Source organism: Alteromonas sp. RKMC-009, assembly GCF_003584565.2.
Taxonomy (GTDB): Bacteria; Pseudomonadota; Gammaproteobacteria; order Enterobacterales; family Alteromonadaceae; genus Alteromonas.
Genome location: NZ_CP031010.1, coordinates 498,545 through 522,825, shown reverse-complemented (window position 1 = coordinate 522,825; position 24,281 = coordinate 498,545). Strand labels below are relative to the sequence as shown.

The 24,281-nt window shown below is 50.1% G+C and carries 23 protein-coding genes; 15 read left to right on the top strand and 8 right to left on the bottom strand.

From position 1 onward, the window contains the following. Positions 1-382: 382 nt before the first annotated feature. The gene (gene ppa / locus DS731_RS02230) at positions 383-916 is read right to left on the bottom strand and encodes an inorganic diphosphatase (RefSeq protein WP_119499810.1); all 534 of its coding nucleotides are present in this window, start codon (positions 914-916) and stop codon (positions 383-385) included. Between the two features lie 173 nt (positions 917-1,089). Continuing rightward, positions 1,090-2,067 (bottom strand): class 1 fructose-bisphosphatase, encoded by a 978-nt coding sequence (locus tag DS731_RS02225; RefSeq protein WP_119499809.1) that lies wholly within the window; start codon positions 2,065-2,067, stop codon positions 1,090-1,092. 275 nt (positions 2,068-2,342) lie between these two features. Here DS731_RS02225 and mpl point away from each other — a divergent pair, with 275 nt between their 5' ends. The 3 genes from mpl to DS731_RS02210 are packed head-to-tail and all read left to right on the top strand — an operon-like array spanning position 2,343 to position 5,167. Next, positions 2,343-3,707 (top strand): UDP-N-acetylmuramate:L-alanyl-gamma-D-glutamyl-meso-diaminopimelate ligase, encoded by a 1,365-nt coding sequence (gene mpl / locus DS731_RS02220; protein WP_119499808.1) that lies wholly within the window; start codon positions 2,343-2,345, stop codon positions 3,705-3,707. Between the two features lie 16 nt (positions 3,708-3,723). Continuing rightward, complete coding sequence (locus DS731_RS02215; RefSeq protein WP_119503262.1) at positions 3,724-4,347, top strand: flavin prenyltransferase UbiX; 624 nt, start codon at positions 3,724-3,726, stop codon at positions 4,345-4,347. 13 nt (positions 4,348-4,360) lie between these two features. Further along, entirely contained in the window at positions 4,361-5,167 is an 807-nt protein-coding gene (locus tag DS731_RS02210) for a S1/P1 nuclease (protein ID WP_119499807.1), read from the top strand. Between the two features lie 68 nt (positions 5,168-5,235). Here the strand turns inward: DS731_RS02210 and rraA are convergent, their stop codons facing one another. Then, on the bottom strand, positions 5,236-5,721 hold the full coding sequence (gene rraA, locus DS731_RS02205; RefSeq protein WP_119499806.1) for a ribonuclease E activity regulator RraA: 486 nt from the start codon (positions 5,719-5,721) through the stop codon (positions 5,236-5,238). A 309-nt stretch (positions 5,722-6,030) separates the two neighbouring features. Here rraA and DS731_RS02200 point away from each other — a divergent pair, with 309 nt between their 5' ends. Genes DS731_RS02200 through DS731_RS02165 form a run of 8 tightly spaced genes read left to right on the top strand, consistent with a single transcriptional unit; the run spans position 6,031 to position 12,278 of the window. Then, on the top strand, positions 6,031-6,534 hold the full coding sequence (locus DS731_RS02200; protein ID WP_442858437.1) for a phosphatase PAP2 family protein: 504 nt from the start codon (positions 6,031-6,033) through the stop codon (positions 6,532-6,534). 1 nt (position 6,535) lies between these two features. Then, entirely contained in the window at positions 6,536-7,603 is a 1,068-nt protein-coding gene (locus DS731_RS02195) for an MJ1255/VC2487 family glycosyltransferase (RefSeq protein WP_119499805.1), read from the top strand. 51 nt (positions 7,604-7,654) lie between these two features. After that, positions 7,655-7,813 (top strand): LPS translocon maturation chaperone LptM, encoded by a 159-nt coding sequence (gene lptM, locus DS731_RS22415; RefSeq protein WP_119499804.1) that lies wholly within the window; start codon positions 7,655-7,657, stop codon positions 7,811-7,813. After that, a complete protein-coding gene (gene lysA, locus DS731_RS02185; protein ID WP_119499803.1) occupies positions 7,813-9,063 on the top strand; it encodes a diaminopimelate decarboxylase in 1,251 nt (416 codons plus the stop codon). Before lptM ends, lysA begins: the two co-directional genes overlap by 1 nt. Positions 9,064-9,098: 35 nt before the next feature. Continuing rightward, positions 9,099-9,929 carry a diaminopimelate epimerase gene (gene dapF, locus DS731_RS02180; protein WP_119499802.1) on the top strand — a complete coding sequence of 277 codons (831 nt, stop codon included), beginning with the start codon at positions 9,099-9,101 and terminating at the stop codon, positions 9,927-9,929. Continuing rightward, on the top strand, positions 9,926-10,624 hold the full coding sequence (locus DS731_RS02175; protein WP_119499801.1) for a DUF484 family protein: 699 nt from the start codon (positions 9,926-9,928) through the stop codon (positions 10,622-10,624). The genes dapF and DS731_RS02175 overlap by 4 nt, the downstream gene beginning before the upstream one ends. Further along, on the top strand, positions 10,624-11,538 hold the full coding sequence (gene xerC, locus DS731_RS02170; protein ID WP_119499800.1) for a tyrosine recombinase XerC: 915 nt from the start codon (positions 10,624-10,626) through the stop codon (positions 11,536-11,538). Before DS731_RS02175 ends, xerC begins: the two co-directional genes overlap by 1 nt. Before the next feature lie 23 nt (positions 11,539-11,561). Continuing rightward, positions 11,562-12,278 carry an HAD-IA family hydrolase gene (locus DS731_RS02165; RefSeq protein ID WP_119499799.1) on the top strand — a complete coding sequence of 239 codons (717 nt, stop codon included), beginning with the start codon at positions 11,562-11,564 and terminating at the stop codon, positions 12,276-12,278. A 67-nt stretch (positions 12,279-12,345) separates the two neighbouring features. Here the strand turns inward: DS731_RS02165 and cysE are convergent, their stop codons facing one another. Beyond that, entirely contained in the window at positions 12,346-13,161 is an 816-nt protein-coding gene (gene cysE, locus DS731_RS02160; RefSeq protein ID WP_119499798.1) for a serine O-acetyltransferase, read from the bottom strand. A 472-nt stretch (positions 13,162-13,633) separates the two neighbouring features. On the opposite strand from cysE, the gene DS731_RS02155 reads away from it, so the two are divergent. Further along, a complete protein-coding gene (locus tag DS731_RS02155) occupies positions 13,634-13,825 on the top strand; it encodes a CsbD family protein (RefSeq protein WP_119499797.1) in 192 nt (63 codons plus the stop codon). Between the two features lie 68 nt (positions 13,826-13,893). Here DS731_RS02155 and DS731_RS02150 read toward each other — a convergent pair whose 3' ends face one another. Beyond that, the gene (locus DS731_RS02150) at positions 13,894-14,802 is read right to left on the bottom strand and encodes a YihY/virulence factor BrkB family protein (protein ID WP_119503260.1); all 909 of its coding nucleotides are present in this window, start codon (positions 14,800-14,802) and stop codon (positions 13,894-13,896) included. Between the two features lie 214 nt (positions 14,803-15,016). Next, entirely contained in the window at positions 15,017-16,144 is a 1,128-nt protein-coding gene (locus DS731_RS02145; protein ID WP_119499796.1) for a helix-turn-helix transcriptional regulator, read from the bottom strand. Between the two features lie 305 nt (positions 16,145-16,449). Here DS731_RS02145 and uvrD point away from each other — a divergent pair, with 305 nt between their 5' ends. Together uvrD and DS731_RS02135 are read left to right on the top strand one after the other, a co-directional pair. Beyond that, positions 16,450-18,621 (top strand): DNA helicase II, encoded by a 2,172-nt coding sequence (gene uvrD / locus DS731_RS02140; RefSeq protein WP_119499795.1) that lies wholly within the window; start codon positions 16,450-16,452, stop codon positions 18,619-18,621. Positions 18,622-18,693: 72 nt separating this feature from the next. After that, positions 18,694-19,938, top strand: a complete 1,245-nt coding sequence (locus DS731_RS02135; RefSeq protein WP_119499794.1) for a GGDEF domain-containing response regulator — start codon at positions 18,694-18,696, stop codon at positions 19,936-19,938. On the opposite strand, the gene rarD is transcribed toward DS731_RS02135, so the two are convergent. Together rarD and DS731_RS02125 are read right to left on the bottom strand one after the other, a co-directional pair. Continuing rightward, positions 19,914-20,855 (bottom strand): EamA family transporter RarD, encoded by a 942-nt coding sequence (rarD, locus tag DS731_RS02130; protein ID WP_119499793.1) that lies wholly within the window; start codon positions 20,853-20,855, stop codon positions 19,914-19,916. The two genes, DS731_RS02135 and rarD, sit on opposite strands and share 25 nt — an antisense overlap. A gap of 98 nt (positions 20,856-20,953) precedes the next feature. Continuing rightward, a complete protein-coding gene (locus DS731_RS02125; protein WP_119499792.1) occupies positions 20,954-22,291 on the bottom strand; it encodes a magnesium transporter in 1,338 nt (445 codons plus the stop codon). A 125-nt stretch (positions 22,292-22,416) separates the two neighbouring features. Here DS731_RS02125 and recQ point away from each other — a divergent pair, with 125 nt between their 5' ends. Continuing rightward, positions 22,417-24,261: a DNA helicase RecQ gene (gene recQ, locus DS731_RS02120; RefSeq protein WP_119499791.1), complete on the top strand. Its 1,845-nt coding sequence runs from the start codon at positions 22,417-22,419 to the stop codon at positions 24,259-24,261. Positions 24,262-24,281: the final 20 nt, after the last annotated feature.

Sequence of the window (24,281 nt, the reverse complement as noted above, 5' to 3'; positions counted from 1 at the left end):
AAGATCGCTTTGATCATTTTTACCCGCAAATCAAGTCTTTTTTATGCACAAGGCTGTGGATAACTTTGTGCATTGTTTGTATACATGGCGTTGATGACTGTATTACCAGTCCCCTCCGGCGCCAACAGATTAAAGCCTTTGATACCATCGCAGCGCAGAAACCGTACGGTGTCTATCAATTCGACAATAATAAATAGTCAACTCTTTTTTGATTGCTTTCCACCAATACCACAAAAGTTTGGCTTGTGGAAATAATCCTACTACATCGGGATCTGAAGGGGCAGTCTCAATGTCTCAAAGTGCAGCTACAGATCAGATCGCGATCCAATACGCACAAAAAAGCCCGGCGAACCGGGCTTTTTCAATCTGCGGAAAGAAGGGCTTATTTGCCTTCTTCGTAACGCTTGGCGCTGGATACGATTTCAGCTTTCGCTGCTTCTGCATCTGCCCAACCGTCGATCTTAACCCACTTGCCAGGCTCCAGATCTTTATAGTGAGAGAAGAAGTGCTCAATTTGCTGTTTAGTCAGCTCCGGCACGTCGTTGATGTCTTTCACGTCGCGGTAAATCGTAGACAGTTTGTCTACCGGCACTGCCAGAACTTTCGCATCAGTACCTGACTCGTCAGTCATGTTCAGAACGCCAACAGGACGACACTTGATCACAGAACCGCTGATAATAGGGAACGGCGTCATAACCAGTACGTCAACCGGGTCACCGTCTAAAGACAGTGTGTTATTCACGTAGCCGTAGTTTACCGGATAGTGCATGCAGGTAGCCATGAAACGGTCAACAAACATTGCACCGGTGTCTTTGTCTACTTCATATTTTACCGGGTCAGCGTGAGCTGGGATTTCGATGATGACATTCACCACTTCTGGCATATCTTTACCAGCAGGAACGTTGTTAAGGCTCATGAAATAATCCTTTGATTTGTTAAATTAAAAACGGGATTTGTCCGGGAAAACAAACACACTGTATTCCCTTTCACGGCAAAATCGCGCCTAAGTATACGGTGACTACCGTAAAATAAAAACTGCTTAAGACCCAAGTCTTAAGCAGTCTTCAGTATTTTTGTGCTGAATGTGCGCTATTCCGCTTTAGCGTGATAGCTCAGGCACGTTTCCACTTCTTCTTTGGAACCTAAAATCACCGGTACACGTTGATGAATTTCGGTGGGCATCACTTCCATGATACGACCTGTCCCCGTATCGGCCAGGCCACCGGCCTGTTCCATCAGAAATGCCATCGGGTTGGCTTCGTATAATAAACGCAGTTTACCGGCTTTAGACGGGTTACGGTTGTCATAGGGATACATAAAAATACCGCCCCGGCAAAGCAGACGGTGAATATCGCCCACCATCGCCGCCACCCAGCGCATGTTGAAATTCTTTTCACGGGGACCGTCTGTGCCCGCCAGCAAGTCAGCAATATAAGCTTTCATCGGCGCTTCCCAGTGGCGCTGATTAGACGCGTTGATTGAAAACTCGGATGTTTGCTCAGGCACCTGCACATTAGGGTGCGTTAACAGGAAACCTCCGTGGGTTTTATCCAGTGTATAAATGTGCGTGCCACGGCCGGTAGTCAGCGCCATCATGGTTGACGGACCATACAGTACATAACCGGCAGCAACCATTTGTGTACCGGGCTGTAAAAACGCAGACGGGTCGTCCGGCTCCATCCACTGCGGTGCATGGGCGATAGAGAAAATAGTACCAATCAGGCTGTTGATTTCAGTATTTGACGAGCCATCCAGCGGGTCAAAACTTACCAGGTAGTTGCCTTCAGGGTTGCACGGTACCACCGTGTCCTCTTCTTCAGAAGAAATGGCTTTTACATAGCCAGAATCCCGTAAAGTATCTTTCAATATCTGGTTAGAAATCACGTCCAGCTTCTTTTGGGTTTCCCCCTGAACGTTTTCACTCAACGTCGAACCTAATACCCCCGCCAAAGCGCCCTGACTGACACGGAAAGAAATTTCCTTACAGCCCGCCAGCAATGTACGGATAAGCAAAATAAGCTCAAGAGGAGCGCCGTCTTGTTGTAGTTGAGAATTTAAACGTTTCATTGTGTGCAATAGCCTTGTTTATTTATGTAGGGTAATGATTCGCTTTGCGCCGGCATTCCCGCCAGTGTCCAAAAGCCAATCTGAATCACTTTGCTTTATTATTGTATGCCGGTGTTTTCGTTCACACGGGCTGGTAGCAAATGTAATTAAAACGATTGTAACCGCGAATGGACCACAGGGAAACGGCTTATTCTTACATTGCCGCGTACTCTGGTATTGGCGTGCACACCGGGAGTTCTGCTAAAGTAGCCACCTTAATCGTACACAGGATTCTTATGCACGTTCACATTCTCGGCATTTGCGGCAGCTTTATGGGTGGTATCGCCGCAATCGCCAAATCGCTAGGCCACAAGGTGACCGGTTCCGACCGCAATGTTTATCCGCCAATGAGCACTCAGCTGGAAGCGCTGGGCATTGAGTTAACAGAGGGCTATGACCCCGCTCAGTTCGAACCGGCACCGGATATGGTTATCATCGGCAATGCCATGTCCCGGGGCAATCCTGCTGTTGAGTATGTTTTAAACCGCAATCTTCCCTATACCAGCGGTCCTCAATGGCTGTTAGACAACCTGCTTACCTCCCGGTGGGTGATTGGTATCGCCGGCACCCATGGTAAAACTACCACTTCCAGCATGGTAGCGTGGATCCTTGAGCATGCCGGCCTGGCGCCCGGTTTTCTGATTGGTGGTATTCCGGAGAACTTCGGTGTGTCTGCCCGCATTGGCGAAAGTCCATTCTTTGTCATCGAAGCGGACGAATACGACAGTGCCTTTTTCGATAAACGCTCTAAGTTTGTTCACTATCGTCCGCGTACGCTGATCCTGAACAACCTTGAGTTCGATCATGCGGATATTTTCCCTGATCTTGCAGCCATTCAAACCCAGTTCCATCACTTAGTTCGTATGGTGCCGGAAAATGGTCTGATCCTGTCACCACAAAAAGACAAACCGCTGAAGGCCACACTGGAAAAAGGCTGCTGGTCAGAACAACAATTTACCGGAAAAGACTGGGAAGCCAATCTGCTGACTCCTGATGGCAGTGCTTTTGAGGTACTTTTCCGTGGAGAAAAAGCAGGTACTGTTAACTGGTCTCTGGTGGGCCAGCATAACGTGAATAACGCCCTGATGGCTATTGCAGCAGCGCACCATGCCGGAGTGGCAACAGCGCAGGCTATCGAAGCCCTCGCCACATTTAAAAACGTGAAGCGCCGTATGGAAACCAAAGGTACCGTGAATGAAATTACGGTATACGATGACTTTGCCCATCACCCCACGGCCATCACTACCACCATTCAGGGTTTACGGAACAAAGTGGGTAAAGCCCGCATTATCGCAATTCTGGAACCCCGTTCGAACACCATGAAAATGGGCGTACACGAACATACGCTGGGCAACAGCTGGCAACAGGCTGACGAAGTGCTGCTGTTTGAGCCTGCCGGGATGAAATGGTCACTGGCAGAGACCGCCAAACACAGTGACACACCGGCTTACTGCTATCATGACGTAGAGAGTATTGTCCAGCAGGTGAAATCCATCAGCCGGCCGGGCGACCATGTACTGGTGATGAGCAACGGTGGTTTTGAAGGCATTCACCAACGACTGCTGGATGCACTGGCCAGTGCTGACGTCACACATTCCTGAGGAAGCAGAAAACGCTATGACAAATAAAACCATCACTCTGGCGATTACTGGTGCGTCCGGTGCACCGTATGCCATGCGCCTGCTGGAAATACTGGTCAAAGCCGATTACGACATTTTTGTGCTGATTTCGTCAGCCGCGAAAGTTGTTTTTGCTACCGAAGAAGAAGTGAAAATCCCGTCGAAGCCGGATGCCGCCAGTGCATTTTTCAGTGAACGCTTCGGTGCCCGTGAAAACCAGATCCGTGTGTGTGGCAAGGAAGAATGGTTTTCACCTGTGGCATCGGGTTCTGCAGCACCTAAACAGATGGTGGTGTGCCCGTGTTCAACCGGCACATTGTCAGCTATAGCAACAGGGGCCAGCGACAACCTTATCGAACGTGCTGCCGACGTGGTGTTAAAAGAACGGGGACAACTTATTCTTGTTACCCGTGAGATGCCGCTTTCGTCTATCCATCTGGAAAATATGTTAAAACTGTCACAAACCGGTGCGACAATCATGCCCGCTTCGCCCGGCTTCTATCATAATCCAAAACAAATCAGCGACCTGGTCGACTTCGTGGTAGCCAGAATTCTGGATCACCTGGGCGTCGATCAGACATTAATGATGCGCTGGGGCTATCAACACCATAACGACAAATAAAAGAGGAACTTTCATGCAGGCGTTTGCTAAACGGACTATTGCACTTTCTTTCTGCCTGGCATCGACCATGATGACGAGCCTGCCCGCCTTTGGCTGGGGACAAACCGGTCACCGTGTTACCGGCGCAATTGCAGAAAAACATCTGACTCCCGCTGCCAAAGCGGCCATTGTTAAGCTTCTGCCAAATGAATCACTGGCTGAAGCGTCTACGTATCCTGACGAAATGCGTTCAGCCCCCGGCGAATTCTGGCGTAAAACTTCGCCCCCCTGGCACTATGTCACTGTGCCGGAAGGTCATGAATATCATGAAGTAGGAGCGCCCGAACAGGGAGATGCGTACACGGCACTTCAGCATTTCACCACGGTACTGAAAGACACCAAAGCCAGCAGAGAAGACCGCCAGGTCGCACTGCGCTTTATTGTGCATATCATTGGCGATCTCCATCAGCCTTTGCACGCCGGTAACGGGACTGACAGAGGCGGCAACTCGGTTAAGGTACGCTTCTTCTGGCAGGACAGTAACCTGCACACCGTGTGGGACTCAAAAATGCTGGACTCAAAGCAGTTGTCCTACACGGAGTGGACAGACTGGCTGGATAAGAAAATCACCACGAAAAACCTGAAAGATTGGCAGGCGCTTGATCCCAATGTGTGGATAAAGGAAAGCACGGAAATCCGCGATACGATTTATCCTGAAGACGCCAACGACATGTCTTATGACTATGTGTACGACTTTCTGCCCGTAGCAAAAACCCGTTTGCAGCAGGCCGGTGTCCGCATTGCCGCGTACCTGAACAACGTGTTTGCAAACACGAAATAAGTCCATAAAAAAACCTTCCCGGTCAAACCGGGAAGGTTTCTTTTGAAAACTCAGTGAAGCCAGCAGGCTTAGTCTAGATCCAGCGGCTCCGGCGATAAAATAACGCCTGTGCTGTCGGCATACAGATGATCTTCCGGCAGGAAGGTTACACCGCCGAAATTAACCGGCACATCCACCTCGCCGGTACTTTCCGTTTCCGCATTCACCGGAATAGACGCCACAGCCAGAATGCCGATGTCTAAATCTGCCAGAGTATCCACTTCACGGACACTGCCGTAACAAACAATGCCTTCCCAGTCGTTATCGATTGCAAGCTGGGCTGAAGCGGCATCAAGTAATGCACGGCGGGTAGAACCGCCACCATCAATCAGCAATACTTTTCCTGCACCCGGCTGCGCCAGTACGCGGTCTATCAACCCGCGATCTTCAAAACACTTAATGGTTGTGACTTCACCACCAAACGAATAACGTCCGCCATAACTGACAAACATGGGGTCGACCACATCTACGCTGTCTGCAAATAAATCGCATAATTCAGAAGTGTTATAGTCCATCACTGTGCCTTAATTACCGGAAAAGAAACACTGACCCGCGATTCCGCCAACACCCTCACTGCCCCCGTTTAAAAACGGCATGGAAGTTTACTAAGGTGATTGATTGGAAAGAAAAGATGCGTTGTCAGAACTGTTGTTAGCATAGCACTAATTACCACAATAAAAATACCTCGCTTCCGCTTATTTCGGTAAATCTCTGCGGCCTGTCATAAAGGTTTCTTTTTTTTGTCACGGCAGATTCACACATGCTGATTAGCTTATATTGTAATCAATTGTAATGAGGCCAGGGCCGTGCTGAACCGGAAATCCTTGACCAAAGCTGATACTGATTTGTTTTTTTGGCTTTACCGACTCACACAAAAGCGTAACTGTACCGGCGTTATCTGGTTGTCAAAAACCGGAGACGGCTATCTGTACTTCATCATCGGTATGCTGCTGTGGGCTTTCGAGCCTGAACACGGCGAACTGTTTCTGTATACCGCACTGATGGCCTACGGACTCGAACTGCCGGTATATGTAGTGCTGAAACGTATGTTCAAGCGTCCCCGCCCCTGCGATTTATTGAATAACTTCACGGCCCACGTTACGCCGTCAGATAAATTCAGTCTGCCATCCGGGCACACCGCCGCAGCCTGGCTGATGGCCAGCATCGTAGCGCATTTTTATCCGCCTTTTGCCATTCTGGCTTACAGTTGGGCTGCGCTGATTGGGCTGTCCCGTATTTTGCTGGGTGTGCACTACCCTACCGACGTGATAGCCGGTGCACTTCTGGGCTTAACAATTGCTTCTGCGAGCTTAATGATACTGGGGTAGTATGAGAATTCTTTACGGCGTGCAGGGGACCGGCAACGGTCATATTGCCCGCGCACGCATCATGGCTGCAGCTTTTGCACAGCGCGACGACTTCACCGTTGATTTTGTATTTTCCGGACGGGATGAAGACAAGTATTTCGATATGGAGGTATTTGGTCCGTACCGCACCTTCCGTGGTCTTACTTTTATTACCAGTCACGGTCAGGTAGACCGCATCGCAACGCTCAAAGCAAACCGTCCCGGTCAGTTCTGGCAGGATGTGCGTAACTTTGATGTCACCGGCTATGACCTTCTTATCAACGACTTTGAACCGGTCACCGCCTGGGCAGCAAAACGTGCGGGATTACCGTCTATCTCTATCAGCCATCAGGCATGTTTCACTTATACCGTCCCGAAAGCCGGCGACGGTATTATCAATAAGCTCATCCTGAAATACTTTGCACCCACGCAGGTACAGCTGGGCGTACACTGGTTTCACTTTAACCAGCCCATCGTGCCGCCATTTGTCGCTGATGAGCGTCTGGCCTCACCGTCAAAAAGTCATGTTCTGGTTTATCTGCCTTTTGAACACGTGGATGACATCCGCCTGATGCTGGAGCCGTTAACCGACCAGCAATTTGTGTGCTATCACCCGTCAATCAAGGGCCATTACGAAAGTGGCCATATCAGTTGGAATCCCCCTTCCAAGGCAGGCTTTCAGCATCACTTACAGCATTGTAATGGCGTGATCGCTAACGGCGGCTTTGAGCTGTCCAGTGAAGCATTACATCTGGGCAAAAAGCTGCTGATTAAGCCGTTACACGGCCAGTTTGAACAATTATCGAACGTACTCACGTTAGATAAAATGGGACTATGTCATTCCCTTTTTCAGCTCGACACTGACATTGTGGAAGAGTGGCTGGATGCACCTGAAAATGAGGCAATTCAGTTCCCTCAGGACCCTTCACTATTGATCAACTGGCTGAAACAAGGTGACCTCAATGACACCCGTACTCTGTGCGATGCACTGTGGGAACAAGTGGAATATGGCGATAAAACGAAAGAGCGTTTATTGACGCTTGCAATTTAGCACCGCAGTGCCATCATAGCAGCAATTTTAGTCTTTCTATGCGGGTTCGTTGTGCGCAGAAAACCCTTCTTTTTAATCGTGCTGCTGATATTCATTAGTGGTCTGTCAGCATGCGGCTATCGCGGGGCACTCTATCTTCCAGAAGAGTCTCAGGACAACCAGCAAACTCCAGCCGGAACACCCGCCGACCAATCCGGAGACACTCAGTAATGGATTTTTTCGCTTTTCAAAACGGGCGACTGTTTGCTGAAGATGTAGCAGTATCTGACATCGCTAAAGCACACGGTACACCCGCGTATATTTATTCCCGCGCCACCCTTGAGCGTCACTGGCATGCATTTGACCAGGCACTGGGCGGACACCCTCACCTGATTTGTTACGCCGTAAAAGCCAATTCAAACTTAGGCGTGCTGAGCGTCCTGGCAAAATTAGGTTCAGGCTTTGACATCGTATCCGGCGGGGAACTGGCACGGGTACTGGAAGCCGGTGGTGATGCAAAGAAAGTGGTATTTTCCGGTGTAGGCAAAAAGCCTGAAGAAATTCGTTATGCGCTGGAGAAAGGCATTCTGTGTTTCAACGTTGAGTCTGAACCGGAACTGGAGCGCATTAACAGCGTTGCCGCAGAAATGGGCGTAAAAGCTCCTATTTCATTGCGTATTAATCCGGATGTGGACGCCAAAACTCACCCGTATATCTCCACGGGACTGAAAGCGAATAAATTTGGTATTCCCCGCGAACGTGCCGTTGCGACTTACGAACTGGCCGCCAGTCTGTCAAACCTTGAAGTAAAGGGCATGGACTGCCACATTGGTTCTCAGCTGACCTCTATTGAGCCGTTTGTTGATGCCCTTGAAAGATTATTAAAGCTCATTGATGAGCTTGCCGCTAAAGGTATTACCATTTCCCACCTTGATGTGGGTGGTGGCCTGGGCGTGACTTACAATAACGAAACACCGCCTCATCCGAAAGAATACGCCGCCGCCATGGTAGAAAAGATGGCTGGCCGCGAAAACTTAAAGATGATCATGGAGCCCGGCCGCGCTATTGCTGCGAATGCCGGCATTATGATCACCGAAGTTGAATTCGTGAAAGAAGGCGATGAAAAACACTTCGCCATCGTTGACGCTGCGATGAATGATTTAATCCGCCCGTCGTTATATTCAGCCTGGCAGAACATCGTACGTGTTGAGCAGGAAACCGATGCCACACCACGTATTTACGATGTGGTGGGACCGATTTGTGAAACCGGTGATTTCATCGGTAAAGACCGTGAACTGGCAATAAAACCGGGAGACTTACTGGCGGTTCGCAGCGCCGGCGCCTATGGTTTTGTTATGGCCTCAAACTACAACAGCCGCTGCCGCCCGCCGGAAATTATGGTGGATGGTGACCAGGTAATTGTGGTGCGTGAACGAGAAAATCAAAAAGATCTCTGGAAAGGTGAGTGCAAACTTACGTAAACTAGAGAAATACAAATAAGAAAGATGTGCGCTTAATGCAAGTTCAATTTTCCAAAATGCACGGGCTGGGCAACGACTTCGTTGTCATCGATAACGTTACCCAGAACGTTTTCTTTTCAAAGGAGAAGATTCAGCAACTCGCTGATCGGCACTTTGGTATTGGCTTTGACCAGCTGTTGCTGGTAGAACCTCCCTATGATCCTGAACAGGATTTTCATTACCGCATCTTCAATGCAGACGGCTCGGAAGTTTCCCAGTGTGGAAACGGAGCCCGTTGTTTTGCCCGTTTCGTCAAAATGAAAGGGTTAATCAACCGCAATAAAATTAAGGTCAGCACCAAGGCAGGAAAAATGGTGTTGTACCTGGAAAAAGACGGACAGGTCACCGTGAACATGGGTGTACCTGACTTTGAACCAGCCAGAGTACCTCTGGTCGCCAATAAACAGGAAAAGACCTACATTTTCCGTGTTGAGGAACGTACAGTATTTTTAGGCGCCGTTTCCATGGGTAACCCCCATTGTGTAATGGAAGTCGACGATGTCGATACCGCCGGTGTGCATGAAGTCGGCCCGTTACTGGAACGTCACGAACGTTTTCCGGAAGGGGTGAACGTTGGCTTTATGCAAATACTGTCGAAAGACCATGTGAAGCTCAGGGTATTCGAACGTGGCGCAGGGGAAACCCTGGCGTGCGGCAGCGGCGCATGTGCCGCTGTAGCGGTCGGACAGGTTCAGGGAAAATTGGATAAGGAAGTCAGGGTAGATTTACCCGGCGGCAGTTTACGTATTCGCTGGCAGGGCGAGGACTCGGCACTCAAGATGACCGGGCCCGCTGAGCACATTTACGACGGACAGATTAATCTATGAGTGATGCTTCAGGTCAAAGTAAAAGACCGGTAACACTGGAACCCAATTACGACGAAGCGTTTGGACTGACAGCAGAAGAAGTGCGTGCTTTTTTATTAAAGCATCCCGACTTTTTCGCCAATAATCCGGACATTCTTGAACGGTTGGTGATTCCTCATGAGGAAAAAGGGGCTGTATCTTTAGTTGAACGCCAGAGCGAACAGCTTCGCAAGAAGGTACGTCAGCTAAATTATAAACTCAACCAGCTCATCGGCGTGGCCAAACAAAACGAGAAAATTTACCGCGTTTATACGGATCTGAATGTCGAACTGTTACGCTGTAAATCTGTATCGGAAATCCAGTACAAACTGGAATCTGTTCTGCAGGAACGTCTTAATCTTCACTCAGTAGTGTTGCAACTGTTTAAAGGCCCTCATGCCATGCAGGAGCTGCAACGCAGACTCATTATCGAAAAACGCTTTAAAGACAGTACCTTCTTCTTCGGCCGTTTAAGCCAGCACGAAAGACAAGTGATCTTCGGTGAAGAAACCGCTGAATCTGTCGCACTGATTTTACTGGGTGACAATCACGATATGGGCATTCTGGCTGTAGGCTCTGACGATGCCTCCCACTTTACGCCGGATATGGATACTCTGCTGCTGAAACAGTTGCAGGAAGTGCTGAACATTACCATGCCGGGCATGCTGGGATATTAATGCAACCGGCGGCGCCCGAACCTCGCCTCAGTGATGCATGCCAGCAATGGCTGGACAAATTTCTTTTGCATCTCGATATCGAGCGGGGATTATCGGAGCATACCGTTTCCAATTATCGCCGCCAGCTTACCGCCATTGCCACTGAACTGGCCCTTGAAGACTGGTCCGGACTGACGCCTTCAGATGTTAAGCGGGTCATGGCCATCGCCAAACGACAGGGCAAGCACGCCCGCTCCATCGCGTTACAGCTTTCTGCCCTGCGAACATTCTGTCATTACCTGATGCGTAACGAACAACTGTTCAGCAACCCCGTTGAGGGTATTCAGGCGCCGAAACAGGGCAAGCCTCTGCCAAAGCAAATCAGCGTGGATGACATGCAACAGTTATTGTCTTCGCCACAGGATGAAGGTATAGAATGTCGCGATATGGCAATGGCCGAATTACTCTACGGATGCGGGTTACGCCTGAATGAACTGACCGGCCTGCGCCTGGCTGATTGTCAGGGCGACGGGACGCTTAAAGTGACCGGTAAGGGAAATAAGCAGCGCATCCTGCCACTTGGACGCACGGCGACCAAAGCCCTGAATGCCTGGTTAAAAGTACGGGGCCAGTATGCATCGCCCTATGAGCCGGCCGTGTTTGTGAGCAAACGGGGGACGAGGATCTCAAACCGTCAGGTGGCAAACCGTCTCAATCAGTTAGCTCAGTCTCAGAATATGAATCAGACTGTGCATCCACATAAACTGCGCCATTCCTTTGCTACTCACGTATTAGAATCAAGCGGTGATCTGCGGGCAGTGCAGGAATTGCTTGGTCATGCGAACTTATCGACCACGCAGGTTTATACGCATCTGGATTTTCAGCACCTGGCAAAGGTGTACGATAACGCGCACCCCCGCGCCCGGAAGAAATAACTTATTAATAAAACTGAGGTTCCATGCGATTTTACCGGCCTTTAGCACCAGTGAAAGCCATGACTTTCGATCTGGACGATACACTTTATAACAATGACCCCATTATCAAACGGGCAGAAGCAACCCTTAAGCATTATATTGCTGCGGAATATCCGCAAACGGCAAAGCTTTCGCCGCAGGAATGGACAGATATAAAGCGGGGTCTGATTAAGGCACAACCCGCGCTGGCTTCAGATATGGGTCAGTTGCGTATGCATACTCTCAGGCAGGCGCTGGAACAGGATATTCAGGATCCCGAAGCACTTGAGGCAGCCGCGAAAGCGTGTTTTGACTGCTTTTATGACGCCCGCAGCGATTTCACTTTGGATGACAGCGTTCACAGCGTACTGGCTCAACTGGCAGAGAAAATGCCGCTGATTGCGATAACCAATGGCAATGTTGACCCGCATAAAACCGGACTGTCAGCGTACTTTAATGTGGTGTTGCACGCCAGTGTAACCCGTCCGGCCAAGCCGTCCGCTCATATGTTCGATGAAGCGGCGGCGATGCTGTCGTTAGCCCCGGGCCAGATTTTACACGTGGGTGATAATCTGGAAAAAGACGTTATGGGTGCAGTGAAAGCGGGATATCAGGCGGCATGGCTTGCAGCAAACCGCGACATGCTCCTGAACCGTGAGGCAGCCACATTGCTTCCTCATGTGGAATTATCGTCGCTGGATGAATTGCTGGCGTTTACCTGACAGTAAACGCCTTTAACAACACAGCAAACGACTTCAGGACGGCACTGCTGTGCACCGGGCAGGTAAACTATTTACCGGTTGCAGCTTCGCTGTCTTCGAGGAAATTCTGGCGCATGGAATCGCAGGGGCGCTGGCAGGCCGGTTTACCCACAACTTTAGCGGGCACACCGACCACAGTCACATGCGGCGGCACATCGTTCAGCACCACACTGCCGGCTCCCACTTTTGACCCTTCACCAATTTCAATATTGCCGAGAATTTTTGCACCGGCACCTACCAGCACACCCTGGCGCACTTTCGGATGACGGTCGCCGGATTCATTACCCGTCCCGCCCAGCGTTACACTCTGCAAAATACTGACATTGTCTTCTACCACTGCGGTTTCACCCACCACAATGCCGGTAGCGTGATCAAACATCACCCCTTTACCAATCTTTGCAGCGGGATGAATGTCGACGCCGAATGTTTCTGAATTCCGGCTTTGTAAAAACAATGCCAGCTGATGACGGCCCCGCTGCCACAGGTAATGTGCCATACGGTGAGTTTGCACAGCGTGAAAACCCTTAAAATACAACAAAGGCGTTAAGTAGTCTTTCACCGCTGCATCACGGTTAAACACAGCTTTGATGTCTTCAATGGCCGCTTCCGTGATGGACGGTTCAAGCAGGTAGGCTTCATCAAACACTTCACGGATAGCAATGGCCGGCATCACATCGTCAGCCATTTTATTCGCCAGAATAAAGCTCAGTGAAGACTCAAAATTATGATGGGTCAGAATACATGCATGTATATAACTCGCCAGCAAAGGTTCGTTGTCAGCAATGTGCTGCGCTTCGCTTTTGAGCGTAAGCCAGAAGCCGGCGTTTCTTGTTGATACTTGCATAGGTGTTCCTGGTTTGGCGTATGTGCGTAAATGGTTAAGAGGCCCCGAAATAAGCCTGAAAGATAAGGGCTGAACGTCACAGATCAAGCACCATGTTATCAACCGGTGAGGATTATCGTTCAACGACATAAATGTCTACTCACATCACCGGCAAACCGATCGCACATTACAAAATTTCAATATCACCGCAGACCGTGAAATCACTGGCCGGCACCGTGAAAGTTCTACATCCTACGCCTGCCCGCTCTCTCCGGCTATAGCGAAAAGGAATATAAAATAACAACCGTAATTCAGAGACTTATTCTCAGCACCAGAAAACTGGAATAAGAGTTGATTGTATATGGGTAACTGCCGGCGTAAGACTTCGCAATAAGTAGATTGCACAGTGCGTCAGACAGACCATGCCCGGACCCGTTAAACCGGTCCTGACAGAATTTTGTAACATCATTAAATCTTGAAACAGGAGAAAGATATGAACAGCGATCGTATCGAAGGCAACTGGAAAGAGTTAAAAGGTAAAGTTCAGCAACAGTGGGGTAAACTCACCGACGATGATGTAGATAAAATTGATGGCCGCCGTGAAGAACTGGTCGGCAAAATTCAGAAAGCTTACGGTAAAAGCCGCGATGAAGCTGAAAAAGAAGTGGACCGTTACTTCAACTAGTGGTCAGCCCCCTCTGAATACTTCACATGGAGCGCTTAATGCGCTCCATTTCTTTGTCAGCGTGCTAATCACTTCGTCTGACTATCGGAAGGGGAATGGTCAGCCACGTAAGCCCCCCGCTCTCCTTTCGGCTTTTCCTCACCGGCAGTGCTGTCTTTATCGGTCTGGTATTCGGTAGCTGAATTGAGTTCCGCGCCGAGCAAGATGATGTAAGCACTCAGGTAGAACCACATCAACAGAATGACAATCCCTCCCAGTGAGCCGTAGGTTTTGTTATACGAAGCAAATTCGTTCAGATATACAGAAAACGCAAAGGACGCAATCACCCACACCAGCGAAGCAAACGCCGAGCCCACGGTAACCCAGCGCCATTTTGCCGGTCTCCGGTGGGGTCCGTACCGGTACAGTGCTGCCAGAGCGATATTAAACAGGAATATAAGTACAGGCCAGGTGAGCCAGGTTGCCGCTTTTTCGTTGAGTACAGAACCGGCTAAGTAGCTTATCCATTCGGGCAACACGGAAATACACAGTAACGCAGCAATCACGAAGGCGATAATACCAATGGTCAGTACCAGCCGCGCCAGCAAACCTTTCAGGAACATTCTGCCGTGGGGTTCGTTGTAGGTAATGTTGCATGCCGTGATCAGCGCGTTCGCACCTTTACTGCTGCTCCAGATTGTCAGCAGCAAGCTCAATGAGACCCCCCAACTGAGCGCAAAGTCAGAATTTCCAGTGAGTTTGGTCAGTTGCTCCTCAACAATGTAACGGCTGTCAGCAGGCACCACATCCACCAGATGTGCCATGTGGCTTTGCAGCTGCTCCGGTGTGACCAGCAAACCATACAGAGAGATAACGGCAGTAAGCAAGGGGAATACGGCGAGCAGGAAATAGAAAGCCACTCCGGCGGCGACCAGCGATAAATTATGTGCATTTTGTTTGCTGTAAGTGCGTTTAAGGATTTGCCACCACGCCAGCATAGAAAAATCTGTCAGGGATGTGGCATCGGTGGAAGATGCCTCGCGGGATTTGAAAAGTTGCACTGCTCGCACGCTCCGGAGTCGAAGATATGCATTTCATACGTACTTTACAGCAGATGGTGCAAACCGGCCCCGAAAACCCCATGCAAGGCGAAACTGGTTACTCCTTTTAATGCAGGTACGGTGACAACAGATACAAAAACAGGCAGAAAGATTAAGCGAACTTCGGTGCGGTACCGGAAAACATGGCCAGCTTATCAATAAGGTTTTCTTCACTTTTAACGCCCATGGCTTTTATCAGACGTTGTACCTGAATTTCCACGTCTCCGGGGGTCAGTCCCGCAGCGGCAGCAATATCCCGGTAGGAAGCGCACTTATACAACATGCGCGCGATCAATACTTCCCGCTTGTTCAGCGCGTAGCAAGACTGAATGTTCTGCCAGTCCGGTTTTCCTCTGGTCACAATATTAATAACGGCTAACGGCTCACGCCGCTCCTCTTCTGCCTGAGAGGCAAGCCGGTGAATATGGAAAATTTCAATCACGTCCACGTTATCATCAACAACGTGCACCACCTCGTCCTTCTCAGCTCCGGAGAGGCAAGCCTGAACTTTATCGCAAAAGCGGGTGTGCTGGTGCTGCATAGCAAAAACGAGGCGTTTTTTGTTGAGCGCAACGGCTTTACCTGAATTCAGGTATTGCTCTGCCTGACTGTTACAGGCCTGCACCCTTAACTGGCTGTCGCAAACCACAAACGCCGTTTTGATGTGCTCGTAAACGCCCTGCGCCAGTTGTCTTTGCTGACGAAATATTTCTTCATCACGGAAGAAACGGGCTGCACGGACAAAGTGCGGCACTAAACGTTTGAAAGCAACTTCTTCGTATTTTGAAAAATCGTCGTCCTGCTCCGGACGGCATACACCAAGATAAGCTTCGTAGCGTTCGTCCCGCAACACCAGTGCTGCCAGTGTTTTTTCTGCATCCAGCGGAGTCAGTACTTTTCCTGCAATCGCAGTAAAATGTTCTGAACTTCGAAATGCGGGTGAACAGGTATCAAAGATATCCCCTTCATGGAGCCGGAAGAAAAAAGGTTTAAGGGCGGAAAGTGAAGATAAATCCACTTCTGGGGGAAAGGACGGGCAACCATCACCGGCAGTCTTCATACGCCAGGCAACTTCTCTGTCGTTGATCACATCTCGCAGTACAAGAAATGTTTTGTTGGCCAGAAACACTTTATTGCACTGCGCCAGCACCCTGCCCCATTTACGGGTTAGTGCAGCGTCATAAATTTCAATAATCAGTTTATCGAAATCAATGGTTTCGTTATCTACGTTGTAATCCATGACTATCCCGTCATTTAAGGCGCGGCGGAGCAAGGTTACTTATCCTTTGCGTATAGCCGCTTCATTTACGCTACGCACCCGACACCGTGAATACTATTTCCTGTGTGAATAGCACTGTACAGGTAAACTCTAACAAAGTGTATATTTTCCACACACTTAGCCTTTAGTCTAATTTTGATACTTCTTTTTAACATCAGTCACATGGCACGGTAGAATAATGATTCCCTTTGCCTTACTGTATAAATTCACAGCCTGCTCTGGCATAATCTGCCGGTCTGAAATTAACTACGCTGGTGATCTGCCCGATGGATGTATCTTTACTTCTCGACGACCTAAATGACAAACAACGCGAAGCCGTTGCTGCCCCTCAGTCGAACATGCTGGTGCTTGCAGGCGCCGGTAGTGGTAAAACACGGGTACTGGTTCACCGCATCGCCTGGCTGATGGAAGTAGAGAACATCGCGCCATTTTCAATTCTGGCGGTAACCTTCACGAATAAAGCAGCCAAGGAAATGCGCGGCCGGATTGAACATCTGATGAAGCGCAGCATGCACACCATGTGGATGGGTACCTTCCACGGCCTGGCGCATCGTTTGCTCAGAGCACATCACGCCGAAGCCGGCTTGCCGGAAAATTTCCAGATACTGGATTCCGACGACCAGTACAGGTTGATCCGCCGTATTCTGAAAGCGCTGAATCTGGATGAGAAGCACTGGCCGCCGAGACAGGTACAGTGGTACATCAATGGCAATAAAGATGAAGGCTTAAGACCTCAGCACATCGATACCCATAACGATCATACCCAGCAGAAGATGCGCGATATTTATGCGGCCTACCAGGAGTCCTGTGACCGCTCCGGGCTGGTTGATTTTGCCGAACTGCTTTTGCGGGCACATGAATTGTGGGCCCGTAATCCGGAGATTCTGGCTCACTACCAAAAACGTTTCCGTGCGGTACTGGTCGACGAATTCCAGGACACCAATAACATTCAGTATGCCTGGCTGCGCATGCTGTGCAGTACCGGCGAAAACACCATCATGATTGTGGGCGACGACGATCAGTCAATTTATGGCTGGCGGGGTGCAAATGTCGATAATATCCATAAGTTTCTGAAGGACTTCCCGAAGCCGGAAACAATCCGTCTCGAACAGAATTACCGCTCCACCAGCACAATTCTGAAAGCCGCAAACGCGGTCATCGACAACAACACAGGCCGGCTCGGCAAAGAGCTCTGGACTGACGGTGCTGACGGTGAACTGGTATCTGTATATGCCGGTTTCAACGAACTGGATGAAGCCCGCTTTATTGTGTCGCAAATTAAAAGCTGGCTGCAGCAGGGTAACGCCCTGAGTGAAAGTGCCATTTTATACCGCAACAATGCTCAGTCCCGGGTACTGGAAGAAGCGTTGTTGCATGAAGGTCTGGCTTACCGGATTTACGGTGGTCTGCGGTTCTTCGAACGCCAGGAAATCAAAGATGCGCTGGGTTATCTGCGCATGGTTAACCACCCACACGATGACGCTGCCTATGAACGGGTAGTTAATACACCCAGCCGGGGCATGGGTGAGAAAACCCTGTCAGCCATTCGTGAGACAGCCAGAGCGCACAATTGCTCGTTGTGGCAGGCCAGCAACTTATTACTCACCGACGGTTCCCTGAAAGGCCGTGCAGCCAACGCCTTGCAGAGTTTTATTGTACTGATAACCGATCTTGAACAGGCAATGGCGGATTTACCGCTGGAAGAGCAGGCCGACAAAGCTATCAAACATTCCGGCTTATATGCCATGTACCAGGCTGAAAAGGGTGAAAAAGCACAGGCACGCCTGGAAAACCTTGAGGAACTGGTCACCGCCTGTAAGCAGTTTATCGTGCCGGAAGAAGCCGATGAAATGACGCCGCTGAGTGCATTTCTGGCTCATGCCTCGCTGGAAGCCGGTGAAACACAGGCAGACACTGACCAGGATGCGGTTCAGATGATGACCATTCACACCGCCAAAGGCCTGGAGTTTCCGCTGGTGTTTATGGCCGGTGTTGAAGAAGGCATGTTCCCCAGCCAGATGACCAATGATGAGCCCGGCCGTATGGAAGAGGAACGCCGTCTGGCCTACGTGGGTATGACACGGGCCATGAAGAAGCTCTTTATTACCTATGCGGAAAGCCGCCGGCTTTATGGCCAGGACAAGTATCACACGGCGTCACGGTTTATCCGCGAAATTCCGTCGGAATGCGTGGAAGAAGTACGGTTAAAATCAACGGTATCCCGCCCTGTTCATAACCGCTTTTCACGGGCGACGTCCCACGAAAGTTTTGAACAAACCGGGTTTCAGTTGGGTCAGCGTGTTATGCACCGTAAATTCGGTGAGGGTGTGGTACTGAACTATGAAGGTTCCGGCGATCACGCCAGAGTACAGGTAAATTTCGACGAGTTCGGCAGCAAATGGCTGGTACTGGCCTATGCTAAATTGCAGCCACTCTAAATTTCACCTGCGGTCAGCCGATATTATTTAATTAACCGCTAAAGCAGCGATTTCATTCAACTGAGGCACGATATGCAAAGAAAAGTACTGGTCATTGAAAATAGCCAGAAAAGCTTGCAGCTCGTGTCCAAACTGGTGAAAAAAGCCGGTTTAATTCCCGAAGGGGCAAATTCTCTCAGCGAAGCACAGATGCGCTTTTCTGTGTCTATGCCTGAAGAATATCTTTGTGCCGTCGTAGCCTATGCGCTGCCTGATGCCCCTCACGGAGAAGCCATTGATTTCACCATCAATGCTTTTGTGCCCACCATTGTTGTTACCGACAACGCCAGCGATGATACCCGCAAAGCGATACTCAGCAGAGAAATTGTCGATTATCTGGTGAAGGAAAATCATCAGATCTATGACTATCTGAGCCGCCTTCTGGCCAGACTCGATAAAAACAAAAGTGTGGGTGTACTGGTGGTGGACGACAAACGCAGCAGCCGTCAGGCCATGGTTTCACTGCTCCGCCGCCATAACTTTCTGGTTTACTCAGCCAGCGGACAAGCGCAGGCACAGGAGCACCTTGCTGAACACCCTTACATTCAGTTGATGCTCATCGACTATACCATTGATGATGACCAGGGCGTGCAGTACATTGCGGAATTACGCCGCGCATACGCAAAAGAAGAAATGGCGATTATCGGTATTGCATCCGGAAAATCCGGTATTTTGCCGGCTACATTCCTGAAAAGCGGCGCTAATGACTTTCTGCGCAGCCCCTTCTGTCACGAAGAGTTTCTGTGCAGAGTGATGCAAAACCTTGAATTGCTGGAAAGCGTGGAAACCATCCGCCGTGTCGCTAATTCTGACTATCTGACAGGCCTGCCGAACCGCCGTCACTTTTTCTACACGGTGGCCACCCGCTACCGCCAGCATGTGGAACGCCAGTCACTGGCCCTTATAGATCTCGACCATTTCAAACGCATTAATGACACCTACGGCCACGATGCCGGTGATGCTGTACTGAAAACGGTGGCAGAGTTAATCAGCTCGCTGTTCAACGATGTACCGGCTGCACGATTTGGCGGCGAAGAATTCTGTATTTATCTGCCGGATATGGCATCTGAAGATGCCCTCAGGCGGATGGAAAATTTCCGCGCAGTAGTTGCGGAAACCCCGGTACTCTACAAAGACAAGTTGCTTAGTGTGACAGCGAGTATCGGATTAATCAGTGCTTTTGATGACAACCTTGAAACCCTGCTCGGCGATGCAGACAAACTGCTTTACACCGCCAAATCTCAGGGTCGTAATCAGGTCTGCTCCCGCGCAATCTGAAGCTTTTTCCGCTGCTGACGGTAGGCCCGTAACGAATCGGTACTGAATACCACCAAAGCCAGCCACACAAAAACAAATGTCACCATTTTGCTCATATCAAAGGGCTCGCCGTAAACAAACAGCGCCAGCATAAACATGATTGACGGTCCGATATACTGGAAGAACCCCAGCGTGGAATACATGATACGGCGGGCTGCGGCAGTAAAGCACAGCAATGGCGCAGTAGTTACAATACCCGCCGCAAACAGCAGTGCATTCAGTTGCCAGTCATTATGCAACATATTGCTGTGTTCACTGGCAAACCCTACCCAGTAAATCAGCGCGAAAGGTAACAACAGGGTTGTTTCAATGAAGAGTCCGGGCAATGAGTCCACCGCCACTTTCTTTCTCAACAAACCATACACACTGAAAGTCATCGCCAGCACCAGCGCAATCCAGGGAAGTTGACCGTAGGTCACGATGAGAATAGTGACGCCGGCTGCAGCCAGACCAACCGCCACTTTCTGCGCCGGACGCAACACTTCACCCAGGAACAAACGGCCGAAGAACACATTGATCAGCGGATTGATATAGTAACCCAGACTGGCATCAAGCAAATGGTCATTGTTAATCGCCCAGATAAAAAGCAGCCAGTTTGCTCCCAGTAGTAAACCAGCAAAAAACAGCACCTGCATCACTTTGCGGCTGCGCAGTGCTGCCATCACCTTTGGACCCTGCTTCAATGCGAGCACTAACACCAGCAGAATGACCGCAGACCAGATAATTCTGTGCATCAGCACATCCATGGCCGGCAGAACCTGAAGCTGTTTAAAATAGACCGGCGCTACGCCCCACATAATGTAGGCCGCGATGGCACAAATTACACCGGTACGGGTAGCGCGGGATGCTGCAAGGCTTTGCAAGTCGTTCAATGACATTCCTTGTTAGAAGAGAAAGTGACATTGTCTCCTGCCGGTACAAACTGAAGCAAGTCTGTACCGGTAAAATGCCGGCCACTTATGATGATCTGCCGGCGCTACAGCAGAAACAGGGTACCCAGGCCAAGAAAGGCAACAAATCCGACAATATCGGTCACGGTGGTGAGGATGACCGAGCCGCTTAGCGCAGGGTCGATATTCAGCTTTTCCAGCAACACAGGCAGGAAGACACCGGCCAGGGCTGCTGACACAATGTTCACCAGTATTGCCAGACAAATCACCACGCCCAGTGCCGCGCTTGAGAACCAGAAGGACGCCACGATGCCAATGATGATGGCCCAGATCACGCCGTTCAGGCCACCAACTTTAAGCTCTTTCATCATCAGAGCGCGGAAGTTAGCTTTGGTTACCTGCCCAAGTGCCAGACCACGGACAATCAGTGTGAGTGTCTGGCTGCCGGCAATGCCGCCCATACTGGCAACCACCGGCATCAGCACCGCCAGTGCCACAACCTGTTGTAACGTGCCTTCAAACATACCGATAAACCAGGACGCCAGAAACGCTGTGAGCAGGTTGATACCCAACCAGAGTGCACGGTTGCGGGCACTCTTTGCGACAGGCGAGAATAAATCCTCGTCTTCATCCATACCGGCGGATGCCATCACCTGACGTTCATAATTTTCATTCACCAGTTCACTGGCAGACGTAACATCCAGCCGTCCCAGTAACTTATTGCTGTCATCAACCACCGGTAATGATGCAAAGCCCGAACGTTGTAATTGCAAAGACGCCGCGGTGGTATCGTCGGTCCCCTTAAGCACAGGCATATTCTCAACCGTCAACTCCACCAGAGGCACATGCTCCGGCGCGCCGAACACTTTGGTTAGCTTTACCGCTGCTGAAAACTGACCGGAGCGGTTGGTCAGAAAAAGGGTGTCACAGTGCCCCGGCACATTACGGCGGATAAGCCGCAATGCATCACGTACTTTTGCGTTGATAGGCAATACCAGTTGTTCGTGGGAGAGCCAGTGACCGATTTCATCATCACTGAACTGTGTCGCTTCACGGAAGAATGCCTGTTGCTGGGTATCCAGTGCTTTAAATGCGAGATCAATCAAGCGTGACGGCAGTGAATCCATCAGTTCCAGCAGTGATTCAGCTTCGATATCGGCAAACATCAGTGACCATTCACTGTCAGGCGTGGCGTCGATGAGGATTTCCCGCGGATCGCTACGCATCTCTACCAGCACGTCGATTTTTCTGTCCCGGGGCAAGCCTTCCCAGGTGGCAATCCGGTGCTCTACCGGTAACGATTCGAGGACTGTTGCAACGGAAACATCGTCTTCACTGGCCAGTGTGGTTAATACGGCAGCGGGATCGTCGTTTTGCGCCTCTGATACGAGTTCTTCAATCAGATCGGGTAACGGTTCAGCCATATTACTCTCCTTCACATTCGATGCTGCTGATGTTAGCTTTTTTTTCCGCTAACACAACAACATATAGCAAACTGTACTGCAAATGCCGTGAACACTTGCGCGAAAACACGTAAAATCCCCCGGCAATGACGATTACCGAATCCCCTACCCCTGAAAAATTGCCGGAAAGCGACACTGCGACACCGCTTGAAGTGCTGTCGAAGGTATTCGGCTACAACAAATTCAGAGACGGCCAGGAAGCTGTTATCAATGCGGTGGTTGATGGCCGGGATGCCCTTGTGCTATTACCCACAGGTGGCGGTAAATCGCTCTGTTACCAAATCCCTGCGCTCGTAAGAGAAGGGGTTGCGGTAGTGGTTTCTCCGTTGATTTCATTGATGCAGGATCAGGTCGAACAATTACGGGAAGCCGGGGTGAGTGCTGCGTACATTAACTCCACACAGGATCAGGAACAGCAGCAATCGGTACTCAGCCGCATTACCGGTGGCACGTTGCAACTGTTATACGTCTCGCCGGAAAAATTGCTCACTCCCTGGCTGATGTCTTTTCTGCAGTCGCAAACGGTTTCACTGTTTGCCGTGGATGAAGCGCACTGTGTGTCTCACTGGGGTCATGACTTCAGACAGGATTACCGTGCTCTCGGTCTGCTGAAACAACGTTTTCCCTCTATTCCGGTAATCGGATTAACCGCCACAGCAGATGCAGCTACACAAGCCGATATTCTGGTGCAGCTTAATCTGCAGGATCCTTTTGTGTACAAAGGCAGCTTCGACCGGCCGAATATCCGCTACCGTGTCATGCCCAAATATAAAGCCTTTGACCAGGTACGGGATTACGTAAAACAGCAGGATGGCAGCGGTATTATTTATTGCAACAGCCGCGCGAAAGTGGACGACCTTCATGCAAAACTACACCGCGAAGGCATCAGCTGTGCGGCCTATCATGCCGGTAAAGATGCAGACGAGCGGGAATATGTTCAGCGCCGTTTTCTGAATGATCAGGTGGACATTGTCATTGCCACCGTGGCCTTCGGCATGGGCATTAACAAATCTAACGTACGGTACGTGGTGCATCATGATGTACCGCGAAGTATTGAAAATTACTATCAGGAAACAGGCCGGGCCGGACGTGACGGGCTGGAGTCTGAAGCCATGCTGTTGTTCGATGAAAAAGATGCCGCCAGAGTACGTCAGTGGATTGAGCAGGGAGAAGCAACGGACCGGCTGGACGTGGAAATACAAAAGTTTGCGTCAATGGAAGCATTTGCCGAAGCGCAAACCTGTCGCCGTCAGGTGCTGCTGAATTACTTTTCTCAGTACAGTGATACCGCCTGTGGCAACTGTGATATATGCATTGACCCGCCGAAGCTGATTGACGGGCTGGTTATCGCCCAGAAAATCCTGTCCTGTATTTTGCGCCTGAATCAGCAGGCCGGTTCGCAGTATGTTATCGACGTGATACGGGGCAAAGCACTGAAGCGTATTCAGGAAGCCGGCCACCACCAGCTCAGCACCTATGGCATTGGTAAAGAAAAGCCGGACGGATACTGGCACAGTATGATTAACCAGTTAATCCATAAAGGTCTGGTGAGAGTCGATTTAACCGCCGGTGCCATGCTCAGACTGAACGAGAATGCCCGTTCTGTACTTAAAGGGGAAGTTCCTCTTGAACTGGCAGTGCCAAGGCTCAGCTTTAAACCTGATGCACGGGTAAGTAAAGCGCCTGCCGTTTATGATAAAGCTCTGTTCAAGCGCCTTAAGCATTTGCGTAAGTCACTGGCTGAAGAGCACAGCGTACCGCCTTACGTTATTTTCAGTGATGCAACGCTGGCAGATATGGCGGCGAAAACCCCGACTACGGTTAACGATTTCCTGGATATTAGCGGCGTGGGCAAAACCAAACTGGAACGCTATGGTGAAGCGTTCCTGCAGATGATAAATGACTATCTGGAAAGTACTCTGAACGACTGAGCCGGCACACCGTTATCTTT

Excerpts from the sequence above, each read along its gene's own strand:
- ppa (WP_119499810.1), bottom strand. The coding sequence starts at position 916 with ATGAGCCTTAACAACGTTCCTGCTGGTAAAGATATGCCAGAAGTGGTG.
- DS731_RS02225 (WP_119499809.1), bottom strand. The coding sequence starts at position 2,067 with ATGAAACGTTTAAATTCTCAACTACAACAAGACGGCGCTCCTCTTGAG.
- mpl (WP_119499808.1), top strand. The coding sequence starts at position 2,343 with ATGCACGTTCACATTCTCGGCATTTGCGGCAGCTTTATGGGTGGTATC.
- DS731_RS02215 (WP_119503262.1), top strand. The coding sequence starts at position 3,724 with ATGACAAATAAAACCATCACTCTGGCGATTACTGGTGCGTCCGGTGCA.
- DS731_RS02210 (WP_119499807.1), top strand. The coding sequence starts at position 4,361 with ATGCAGGCGTTTGCTAAACGGACTATTGCACTTTCTTTCTGCCTGGCA.
- rraA (WP_119499806.1), bottom strand. The coding sequence starts at position 5,721 with ATGGACTATAACACTTCTGAATTATGCGATTTATTTGCAGACAGCGTA.
- DS731_RS02195 (WP_119499805.1), top strand. The coding sequence starts at position 6,536 with ATGAGAATTCTTTACGGCGTGCAGGGGACCGGCAACGGTCATATTGCC.
- lysA (WP_119499803.1), top strand. The coding sequence starts at position 7,813 with ATGGATTTTTTCGCTTTTCAAAACGGGCGACTGTTTGCTGAAGATGTA.
- dapF (WP_119499802.1), top strand. The coding sequence starts at position 9,099 with ATGCAAGTTCAATTTTCCAAAATGCACGGGCTGGGCAACGACTTCGTT.
- DS731_RS02175 (WP_119499801.1), top strand. The coding sequence starts at position 9,926 with ATGAGTGATGCTTCAGGTCAAAGTAAAAGACCGGTAACACTGGAACCC.
- xerC (WP_119499800.1), top strand. The coding sequence starts at position 10,624 with ATGCAACCGGCGGCGCCCGAACCTCGCCTCAGTGATGCATGCCAGCAA.
- DS731_RS02165 (WP_119499799.1), top strand. The coding sequence starts at position 11,562 with ATGCGATTTTACCGGCCTTTAGCACCAGTGAAAGCCATGACTTTCGAT.
- cysE (WP_119499798.1), bottom strand. The coding sequence starts at position 13,161 with ATGCAAGTATCAACAAGAAACGCCGGCTTCTGGCTTACGCTCAAAAGC.
- DS731_RS02155 (WP_119499797.1), top strand. The coding sequence starts at position 13,634 with ATGAACAGCGATCGTATCGAAGGCAACTGGAAAGAGTTAAAAGGTAAA.
- DS731_RS02150 (WP_119503260.1), bottom strand. The coding sequence starts at position 14,802 with ATGCTGGCGTGGTGGCAAATCCTTAAACGCACTTACAGCAAACAAAAT.
- DS731_RS02145 (WP_119499796.1), bottom strand. The coding sequence starts at position 16,144 with ATGGATTACAACGTAGATAACGAAACCATTGATTTCGATAAACTGATT.
- uvrD (WP_119499795.1), top strand. The coding sequence starts at position 16,450 with ATGGATGTATCTTTACTTCTCGACGACCTAAATGACAAACAACGCGAA.
- DS731_RS02135 (WP_119499794.1), top strand. The coding sequence starts at position 18,694 with ATGCAAAGAAAAGTACTGGTCATTGAAAATAGCCAGAAAAGCTTGCAG.
- rarD (WP_119499793.1), bottom strand. The coding sequence starts at position 20,855 with ATGTCATTGAACGACTTGCAAAGCCTTGCAGCATCCCGCGCTACCCGT.
- DS731_RS02125 (WP_119499792.1), bottom strand. The coding sequence starts at position 22,291 with ATGGCTGAACCGTTACCCGATCTGATTGAAGAACTCGTATCAGAGGCG.
- recQ (WP_119499791.1), top strand. The coding sequence starts at position 22,417 with ATGACGATTACCGAATCCCCTACCCCTGAAAAATTGCCGGAAAGCGAC.